10 protein-coding genes are annotated in these 9,689 nt (G+C 44.1%); 7 read left to right on the top strand and 3 right to left on the bottom strand.

Going from position 1 to position 9,689, the window contains the following annotated elements; translation table 11 throughout:
* The 3 genes from Q0338_RS02050 to raiA form a co-directional block, all read left to right on the top strand.
* Positions 1–671 (top strand): haloacid dehalogenase (locus Q0338_RS02050; RefSeq protein ID WP_298085308.1); only part of this gene is annotated, 671 nt, incomplete at its 5' end.
* Positions 647–1,120 (top strand): hypothetical protein, encoded by a 474-nt coding sequence (locus tag Q0338_RS02045; protein WP_298085307.1) that lies wholly within the window; start codon positions 647–649, stop codon positions 1,118–1,120. The genes Q0338_RS02050 and Q0338_RS02045, both read left to right, overlap by 25 nt.
* Before the next feature lie 43 nt (positions 1,121–1,163).
* Entirely contained in the window at positions 1,164–1,700 is a 537-nt protein-coding gene (gene raiA, locus Q0338_RS02040; protein ID WP_298085306.1) for a ribosome-associated translation inhibitor RaiA, read from the top strand.
* Between the two features lie 448 nt (positions 1,701–2,148).
* On the opposite strand, the gene Q0338_RS02035 is transcribed toward raiA, so the two are convergent.
* The 3 genes from Q0338_RS02035 to Q0338_RS02025 are packed head-to-tail and all read right to left on the bottom strand — an operon-like array spanning position 2,149 to position 4,425.
* Positions 2,149–2,595: a response regulator gene (locus tag Q0338_RS02035; protein WP_298085305.1), complete on the bottom strand. Its 447-nt coding sequence runs from the start codon at positions 2,593–2,595 to the stop codon at positions 2,149–2,151.
* A 40-nt stretch (positions 2,596–2,635) separates the two neighbouring features.
* Positions 2,636–3,568 carry a ferrochelatase gene (gene hemH, locus Q0338_RS02030; RefSeq protein ID WP_298085304.1) on the bottom strand — a complete coding sequence of 311 codons (933 nt, stop codon included), beginning with the start codon at positions 3,566–3,568 and terminating at the stop codon, positions 2,636–2,638.
* On the bottom strand, positions 3,565–4,425 hold the full coding sequence (locus Q0338_RS02025) for a Gfo/Idh/MocA family oxidoreductase (protein ID WP_298085303.1): 861 nt from the start codon (positions 4,423–4,425) through the stop codon (positions 3,565–3,567). The genes hemH and Q0338_RS02025 overlap by 4 nt, the downstream gene beginning before the upstream one ends.
* Before the next feature lie 180 nt (positions 4,426–4,605).
* Between Q0338_RS02025 and alaS the strand changes: the two genes are divergently transcribed.
* From alaS to Q0338_RS02005, 4 genes are all read left to right on the top strand, one after another.
* Entirely contained in the window at positions 4,606–7,155 is a 2,550-nt protein-coding gene (alaS, locus tag Q0338_RS02020; protein ID WP_298085302.1) for an alanine--tRNA ligase, read from the top strand.
* A gap of 253 nt (positions 7,156–7,408) precedes the next feature.
* Positions 7,409–7,903: a hypothetical protein gene (locus Q0338_RS02015; RefSeq protein ID WP_002946363.1), complete on the top strand. Its 495-nt coding sequence runs from the start codon at positions 7,409–7,411 to the stop codon at positions 7,901–7,903.
* Positions 7,903–8,448, top strand: a complete 546-nt coding sequence (gene maf / locus Q0338_RS02010) for a septum formation inhibitor Maf (RefSeq protein ID WP_298085301.1) — start codon at positions 7,903–7,905, stop codon at positions 8,446–8,448. Before Q0338_RS02015 ends, maf begins: the two co-directional genes overlap by 1 nt.
* Positions 8,445–9,689, top strand: a 1,245-nt coding sequence (locus tag Q0338_RS02005; RefSeq protein WP_298085300.1) for a transglycosylase domain-containing protein, incomplete at its 3' end; no start/stop codon positions are given. The genes maf and Q0338_RS02005, both read left to right, overlap by 4 nt.

Genomic DNA, 9,689 nt, shown 5'->3' with positions numbered 1-9,689 from the left:
ATCCTGGGCTAAATAATACATATACAATACTAGAATGGGTAAGCTATAGTTATGAAAGTTTTCAGAATGGAGGATGGAGCGGTTTTATAGACCTAAATCATCCCAATACAACTAGAACAGGAGCTGACACAGGAACACTAGAAACCCCGGGAAGCAATCTTGCATCTGCCGATCAAACGATATCAGATCTTACTAGGGTTGATGCCGCTGCAAGCAGAGTAAATTTAAGCAATAATACAGTCGGAATTTTCTTCAGAGGTCTTGGCGCAAACGTAAATACGTCATTTGGATATGACAACACTATTCCTCGATCCATAGGAATAGCCACGAGTACCGATAGTAATACCAATTTAGCTATATCTAATTACAATGGAGCGGATATATCAGAATTTTACTATCTTCTCCATACCGCATACGCAGTAGTTCCTTCCGCAAATTCTGCAAATGGTGATTTTAATCTATTTTTGCACTACGATTATCGTCCTTGGATAGGAGAACGATACAATGATGCCAATACCAGAATAGCTATTCTTGCTACAAATGTTACCAGATTTAACTTTACAGAAGTAGATGGTATGATAGTGCTAAAATTATGTATGAGAGATGCCGGCAGATCGCTTGGTAATGGCGAAGAGGAAACTACCGTATGCAAAACAAAGGCTATATACTAATGAGACGCGGATTTGTAATGGTTATGGCAATATTTTTTATGGTTTTAGTAGCCACCCTTGGTGCATTTGCGCTTAGCCTATCTTCCGCTACCGCAAAACACACTACAGACATATTTTTAAGAGAGCAGGCAGAACTTTTGGCGCAAGGCGCGACAGAGATAGCGGTACAAAATTTACTAGGCATGACTTTTAGTGCGGCAAACTGCCCTGATTCTAACGGCAATAGAAGAATTGTGGGTACAAATTTTACACCAGATGGAGGCGGCGCATCTTTATTTGCGGTTACCGTCGATGTAGTCCAAATTTTTGGCAACATTAATGGTTGCGGTACTGCCATATCCACAGGTGCATCAATGGGTACGGTAATACTTGATGTTACGGTAGTAGCAAATCAAAATATCACAAACACTCCTGTTAGATTTCATAGGCGCACTATCCAAAAGCTCTAATATGTGCTATAATATGGCACATTTCTAATAAAGGAGCCATATAATGAACACAAGCATTGTAGGTAAACAATTTGAACTAACAGACTCTATAAAAGGTTATGTAGAGAATGCATTTGATGCTCTTGGAAAATATAATCTAGACATCATTTCAGGACGTTGCGTCATCTCGGCAGATGAAAAAAACGGTAAAAAGGGCTTTACAGTCGAATTTGCAATAAATTTAGCAAGAAAAGACACAATAGTAATCTGTCACAAAGACAAAGATCTCTACGCTGCGGTCGATCTTGCGCTTGAGCGCGCATCAAAGGTGCTTCGCCGCGAGCACGACAAAAACACAACCGTCAAAAATAAAGACGACGGCAAAGCTGTTAGAGCTGCGATCGCCGACGAACACCATATAAACGAGGGCGAAGTAGATGAGATAATCCCTATGGAGCTTGAGTTATACAAGCCGCTAGAAATCGAAGAAGCTATGCAAAAGCTAAAAGATAGCGATGCGCAGTTTTACGTATTTAACGATATGGATGCCAAAATGCGCGTGATCTACAAACGCTCTGACGGTAAATTCGGACTTTATTAACCAAAAATTTAGGCGAGATAAATTCTCGCCTTCTTACTTTTTTAATCTACAAAACTATCAATCAAAATTCAATCACTCTTGTTGCCGACTTTATAGTAAATTACTTAAATTTTATGAAATAAATCTCAAATTTCAAAAACTACCAACGATAAAGAAATTTACATAACACAGGCAAACCGCTTTTAGCGGAAGATTTTTAAGCACGATCAAAATTTGAAAGATATTTTTAAATTTAATAATTCGCAATAAAATAAATTTTGGATACTTTGTTTTTAAAGGCTAGTTTGTAAAATTATCTAAAATTTTACTTTTTATCATGGATGAATACGCTTAAATAATGCTAATTTTAATATATTGCCGATTTAGTCTCGGCGAGCTTTTAAGGCCTTGATTCTTAATTAAATTCAAATTTTACGCCGACTCGCCGCGACTTAAAACTACGCCAAATTTATACGATACCTAAAACCGTGCCCAGCATTGACGGATTTTTATTTTGCAAGGCTTGCTGTTTTTCTAGCAAGGAGTTGCTTTGCAAACTAGCTCGTAGCTCTTTTTCATATTTAGTCAAAAGATCATCTAGCACGGCTTCAAGCTCATCTCTTAGGCTTTTTTTCATATCGGTATTTAGCCCTAGAGCCTCCATCAGCTCCTCTTTTTTAATGCTTAGCTTTTCCTGGATTTTTTGTTCGTTCATCTGCGATAAAAATCCTGCTGCGCCAAGCTCTGTAAGAGTCCTTTTAAAGCCTTCCACATCGGGCTCTTTACTAGTTTTTATGGCCTCGGTAGCAACTTTAAGCTCTTTTTCAAAGTTGCCCCCTTTTGCGCTCTTTTCTGCAGCTTTTTGTGCAAGCTCGGCCAAAATCTTTTGGATAAATTTTTGCTCTTCGATCGTCATTTCGCATCCTTTATAAAAGATACATTATCGCAAGCAAATTTTATTCCTTAGCTCTATCTGCGATAAATTTAGCAAATTTATCATCGTCGTTCGGGCAGGCTACGACGTCGTAAAAATCAAATTTTAGCTCGTCCGCGATATGGCGAAATTCCTTTGATAGCTCAAAAACGGTTTCAGAGTTATCGATACAAAACGAGATCGGATAAACAAGCGCTTTTTTATCTTTTATCTCGGCTAGCGCTTGATTTAGCGATGGTTCTAGCCACTTTACGGGGCCTAGCTTTGACTGGTATGCGAGCAAAATTTGCTTAAATTTAACTCCTCGCTTTTCCAAAATTTCGGTTAAAATTTGAACGTGACGCTTGACGTGCTCCTCATAAACGTCGCCCGCGTCGATCATCTTTTGCGGCAAAGAGTGAGCCGAAAACACCAGTGTTATCTCACCTGAGTTTAGATTGCTCGCAGCTTTTTCGATGTCATCCGCGATTACCTCATTATATCTCTCATCCTCAAAAAACGGCTCGACGATTTTTACTTTCGCCTTTAAATTTAGCTCGGCCCGTGCCTTTTCAAAGTCGCTTATACTAGACGTTACGGTCGTAAACGAGTGATGCGGGTATAGCGGGAAAACGACGATCTCCGAGGCCTCCGTAAACTCAGCCAAAACATCCTTCGCAAAAGGCGGCGTGTAGTTCATCGCAAAAGCTACCGCCGTATCATCGTCTAAAAAATGCGAAATTTTACCGCAAAGTCTTGCCGTAAGCTCGCAGATAGGCGACTTGCCGCCGATTTGGCGGTAGTTATTTTGCGCGGTTTTTAGGCGCGAGCTAGTTATCATAAACGCCACGAATTTGCGCAAAATCGGGCTTTTTATCCCCAAGATATACGGGTCGTTAAACATATTTTTTAAAAATACCTCAACCTCGCTAAGGTCGTTTGGTCCGCCCATATTTAGTAGCAAAATAAGTCTCATTCGCAAATCTCCTGAGCCTTTAGGGCATCTTCGAGCGTACTTAGATCGCTTTTTGCGCCGCAGCAGGCTTGATAAAACTCGTCAAGCATCGCTTTAACCGGCGAAACGTCGCCGTAAACCTTTAAATTTTGCTGTCCGTCGGCCGTATATTTATTTAGCTTAAGACCCAGCATATCGCCGAAATAAACTCCACCGCTCGCGGCAAATTCGATCGTAAATCGCTCCGCCTTAAAACGCTTTGAGTTATGGATACTAGCTAGAGTCTGATTTTTAAATTTAAGCTGAAAAAGCGAGTCGGTTTCGCTTCTTTTATCGTCGTTTTGGATTGAAATTTTATTGCTAAAGATTATCTCGCTACCCGTTATAAACCTTGCAACATCGATGTTTTGTAAAATTTCAAGATGCAAATTTACGCCCCTACTAAACCCTCGAGCGATATTTATCGAAAAAATATCTTTTTCTTTGGCGAGTTCTTTTTTTATAGAGGCGATAACGGGATTAAATCTATCTATAAAAGCCACATAAGCGCCTATATTTTGGGATTTAAAGCAGTATTTTAGTTCCCTTATCTCGCCTGATTTGCAAAGCCAAGGATCAAGCATGATAAATTTTATAAAATTTAGGCATTTTGGTATCAAATTTAGATATTTGTGTGTATCAGTGACGATAAGAGCGTCGATCCGTACGGAGTCCAAAAGGTCGTTTATATTATCGTAAACAGGAATTCGTCCGCAAATTTCGCTATTTTTAACGCCGTCAAAAATCGCCGCCAGTTCAAAGTGCTCCGAGCGACGAAGCTCGTTATAGTAGTGCTTTGCGTCGTTTCCAAATCCTATTATCGCAACTCGTTTTTTCATAATCTTTTTTCCAAAATTTAATGTTTTTTAGGCAATTATAGTAAAAAATAGTAATTAAACGGATAATGCGAGCGATTTTTAAATTTTACCGACGCCTTTTTATAGCGGGCCTCAAACAAGTTTTATTAAATTTATGCTAAAATCAGCCCTATTTTAAAACTTTAATCAGGAAAAAAAACGATGGATATTAGAGAAGCTTATTTAAATTTTTTCGCAAGCAAAGGTCATGAGATCATTCCGTCCGCGCCGCTAGTGCCAAACGATGCTACGCTGCTTTTTACAAATGCCGGTATGGTGCCGTTTAAGAGCATTTTCACCGGCGAAGTGCCGCGCCCTACTCCGCCGATCCGCACGAGCTGTCAGACCTGCATCCGCGCAGGCGGCAAGCACAACGACCTAGACAACGTCGGCTACACCGCGCGCCACCACACATTTTTTGAGATGCTGGGAAATTTTAGCTTCGGCGAATACTTTAAAAAAGACGCGATAGCCTACGCGTGGGAGTTTGTAACGCAGGTACTAAAACTACCAAAAGACCGCCTCTACGTCACCGTTCACGAGAGCGACGACGAGGCGTTTGCGCTATGGGAGCAGCACATCGCAAAGGAGCGCATTTATAGATTCGGCGATCACGATAACTTCTGGCAGATGGGCGATACGGGACCGTGCGGACCGTGCTCGGAGATCTTTTACGACCAAGGCGGCGAGCACTTTAACACGCCTGAGGACTACATGGGCGGCGACGGCGACAGATTTCTTGAAATTTGGAACCTAGTTTTCATGCAGTACGAGCGCAGTAGCGACGGCAAGCTAACTCCGCTACCAAAGCCTAGCATCGACACGGGCATGGGCCTTGAGCGCGTCACGGCGATAATGGAAGGCAAATTTAGCAACTACGACAGCTCGCTTTTTATGCCTCTTATCGAAGAAGTAGCAGCGCTTTGCGGTAAACCTTACGCGTATGAGAGCGGCGCTAGCTACCGCGTCATCAGCGATCACATCCGCTCGGTTACTTTCCTGCTGGCTCAGGGCACTACATTTGACAAAGAGGGTCGCGGCTACGTGCTTCGCCGTATCCTTCGCCGCGCGATCAGACACGGATATCTACTAGGCATAAAAGAGCCATTTATGTACCGCCTAGTCGATAAAGTCTGCGAGCTAATGGGCGGCCACTACGCCTACCTAAACGAGAAAAAAGCGGCTGTAAAAGAGCAAATCAGGCTCGAAGAAGAGAGATTTTTGGCTACGATCGCGAGCGGACTCGAGCTTTTTGAGAGCGAGCTAGCGCGCACGAAAGATATTTTTAGCGGCGAGGCTGCGTTTAAGCTTTACGATACGTTCGGATTTCCGCTTGATCTCACGGCCGACATGCTACGCGAAAAAGGACTCAAGGTCGACGAAGCTAAATTTGACGAGCTAATGAGCGAGCAAAAAGCGCGCGCTAAGGCTGCTTGGAAAGGCAGCGGCGACAAGAGCGCAAAGGGCGATTTTAAGGCGCTTTTAGAAAAATTTGGCGAAAATAAATTTAGCGGCTACGAGGAGCTTGAGCGCACGAGCAAGGTTTTAGCGCTGCTTGACGAGGACTTTAAAGAAACTCAAATTTTAAAAGCAGGCGAGCAAGGCTGGGCGATGTTTGACGTGACGCCTTTTTACGCGCAAAGCGGCGGCCAGGCAGGCGACAGCGGCGTGGTCGTGGGCGCGGCCGACGTGCTAGATACGCAGAAGTTTTTCGGACTAAATTTATCAAACGTCGCAGTAAAAAAAGAGCTTAAAGTCGGCGACGCCGTGAAGCTAAAAGTAAGCGAGCAAAGAGCCGAGATCGCGCGCCACCACAGCGCCACGCACCTGCTCCACTCTGCGCTTAGAAGCGTGCTAGGAGCGCATATCGCGCAGGCCGGATCTAGCGTAGAGGCGAACAGACTCAGATTTGACTTCTCTCATCCAAAGGCAGTGACGGCAGAGGAGCTAACAAAGATCGAAAATTTCGTCAATAGCGCAATCGCCGAAAGTATCGCGGCAAAAACAGAGATAATGGACATCGAGGATGCCAAAAATAGCGGCGCTATCGCGCTATTTGGCGAAAAATACGCCGATAAAGTGCGCGTGCTAAGCTTCGGAGAGATTAGCAAGGAGCTTTGCGGCGGTACGCACGTGGCAAATTTAAGCCAGATCGGCGCGTTTTTCATCACTAAAGAAGGCGGCGTGAGCGCGGGCGTGCGCAGGATCGAGGCCGTGTGCTCTAAAGCCGCGCTAAATCTCGCAAAAGCCTGGCGCGGCGAGATCGAAGAGCTAAAAACCGAGCTAAAAAGCGCCGAGCCTATGAACGCGGTAAAAAAACTAAAAGCCGAGATAAAAAGCCTAAAAGATAAAACTAAGCAGGCAAAAGATGCACACGCGCTAGCCGTGGTGAACGTAAACGAGACAAAGCTTTGCGTCGCGGTGATTGACGGCGGCGATATAAAGGCGACGATAGACGAGTTTAAAAACGAGAACGAAAAAGCCGCAATCCTGCTCGTGCAAGTAAACGAAGAGGGCAAAATCGCTCTGGCTGCAGGCGTGAAAAACGCGCCGTTAAAAGCGGGCGAATGGGTCAAATTTACGGCTCAAATTTTAGGCGGAAACGGCGGCGGCAAGGATGATTTCGCCACCGCAGGTGGTAAAAACGTGCTTGCGATCGAGGATGCGATCAGGCAGGCGTTTGAGTTTGCTAAAATCAAACTTGAAAAATAAGCTTGGCGTCGGTCAAATTGAAGAAAATCGCTTAAATTTGACCGCGGTTTTTGCGGCGTAAAATTTGAGCAAATTTTTGCAAAACCAAATTTAACGCCGCAAAGCAAATCCGAAATTTGCATTTTGTGAGCCGAGATAAAATTTAAAGGAAAATATAAGTTTATGAGTTTATTTTATTCGCGCATTTTGGCGCCGAGTTTTACCATCGTCAATTTTACTTTAGCGCGAGAAAATTTTAGATCAAAGGGGACAAATGCCCGAATTTAACATAGCTTTTGCAAAGATTAGCAGCGCCCTACCCTTTATCCACATCCTCTCCGTGGTCGTTTTTATCGGATTTCAAGCAAATTTTTTACTCATCGCTAAATTTTTTATGAAAAATATCGAAGGCGACACGCAAAAATACCAAACGATAATCTCCATGCTAAAGCGCCTAGGCTACGCGATCTACGGCTCGATCGCCGTCATGGGCGTGACGGGCGCGATACTGGCTAAGCAAAACGCGATCAAAAACGCCGATCCGATGCTAAATACGATTTTAACGACAAAATGGGCGATCTGGGGATTTTTATTTTTAAACGTTATTTACGTCACGTACCGCCTAAACAAAGCCTCAAAATCTCTGCAAAATAGCGAATACATCGAGCTTCACGAGAACCTCATAGTTACGATTTATTATTTCATCCCGCTAAACGTGGCGTTTGCGCTACTGGCAGCATATCTTGGCGTATCTTATAGGGAGTTTTGATGATTATTTTGGCTTCGAGCTCGGTTACGAGAGCTAAGGTTTTGCAAGATCACGGCGTTAAATTTGAGCAGGTTTTCTTCGACTACGACGAGGGCGGCGTAAATAAAAATTTACCGCCGCACGTCTACGTCCAAAAGATCGTTACGGCAAAAAAAGAGCAATTTTTAAAGGCGAACGAAAACATAAAAAACGTCGTTTTTGCCGATAGCGTCGTCGTATGCGACGGTAAAATTTTAGGCAAAGCAAAGGACGAAAAAGAAGCTTTTAAAATGCTACAAATGCAAAGCGAAAATACCGCCAGGATCGTGACCGCGATGATATTTTTAGGCGAGAAATTCGAGCTTTTTAACGTCAGCTTTGCCGAGTATAAATTTGCTAAATTTGACGAAGCCGACCTGAAAAACTACCTATCTGGCGATCTTTGGCAGGGCAAAGCAGGAGCCATGACGATAGAAAATTTCAACAAAAAATACATCCTAAGCCAAAACGGCGAAACTAGCACCGCAATGGGGCTAAACGTGAAAATTTTAAAGGCCTTTTTATGAGAATTTTAGCTTCGATTTTGTTTATTATCTTTGTTTCGCTGAGCGCGGCGTTTGTTTATCTTTATTCGCAAGTCACCTTTGATGCGTCAAATATTATCGATTTTAAGCCAAAGCTCACGACTCAAATTTACGATAGAAACGGCGAACTCATCGCAAATATCTTTGACGAAAACAGGATCTACGTCAAGTACGAAGACATTCCGCCGCGCGTCATCGAGGCGCTGGTAGCGATCGAGGATACGAGCTTTTTTGAGCACGGCGGCGTAAATCCCGAGGCTATCACGCGAGCTATCGTTAAGGACATAAAGGCAGGCAAACTAGTCGAGGGCGCTAGCACATTAACGCAGCAGTTAGTTAAAAACATGGTATTAACTAGAGAAAAAAAGCTAACTCGTAAGCTAAAAGAGATGATCATCTCGATGAAACTGGAAAACGAGCTAACCAAAGAGCAAATTTTAGAGCGCTATCTAAATCACGTCTATCTAGGACACGGCTATCACGGCATAAAAACCGCAGCAAAAGGATACTTTAGAAAGGAGCTTGACGAACTCACGCTAAAAGAGATCGCTATCCTAGTGGGCTTACCAAAAGCGCCTAGCACCTACGATCCGACCCGCCACCTAGATCTATCTCTAAGCCGCGCAAACAACGTCATAGCAAGGATGAACGCGCTAGGTTGGATCAGCGACGCAGAGTACAAAGCCGCGCTAGTCGAGCAGCCCGTAGTCTTTGACGATACGCTCACGCAAAACAAAGCCCCGTATATCGTGGACGAGGTGCTAAAGGAGGCCTCAAAGCGCTTTGAGGATATAAAAACCGGCGGCTACGTCATCGAAACCAGCGTCGATTTAAAGGTGCAAGATATGGCGTCCGAGGCGCTAAAATACGGCTACAACGAGATACTAAAACGTAACAAGGACGCAAACGCCAGTATCCTAAACGGCGCTATCGTCGTTACGCTACCTAAAACGGGCGAGATCCTCGCGCTAGTAGGCGGCGTAGACTACGCCAAAAGCAGCTACAACCGCGCCACGCAGAGTATGCGCCAGCCGGGATCCAGCTTTAAGCCCTTTATCTACCAGATCGCCCTAGACATGGGCTACTCGCCGATGAGCAAGGCCGCAGACATCTCGAGAGTCTTTAACGAAGGCAGCCAGTACGAGTGGCGTCCGAAAAACTACAGCGGCGGCTTCCAGGGCTACATCACGCTGCGCGATGCCCTGCGTCAGTCGCGTAACCTC

It is taken from the genome of uncultured Campylobacter sp. (assembly GCF_938018145.1).
Classification (GTDB): domain Bacteria; phylum Campylobacterota; class Campylobacteria; order Campylobacterales; family Campylobacteraceae; genus Campylobacter_A.
The sequence above is the reverse complement of the archived record's forward strand: the minus strand, read 5'-3'. Positions and strand labels throughout refer to the sequence as shown.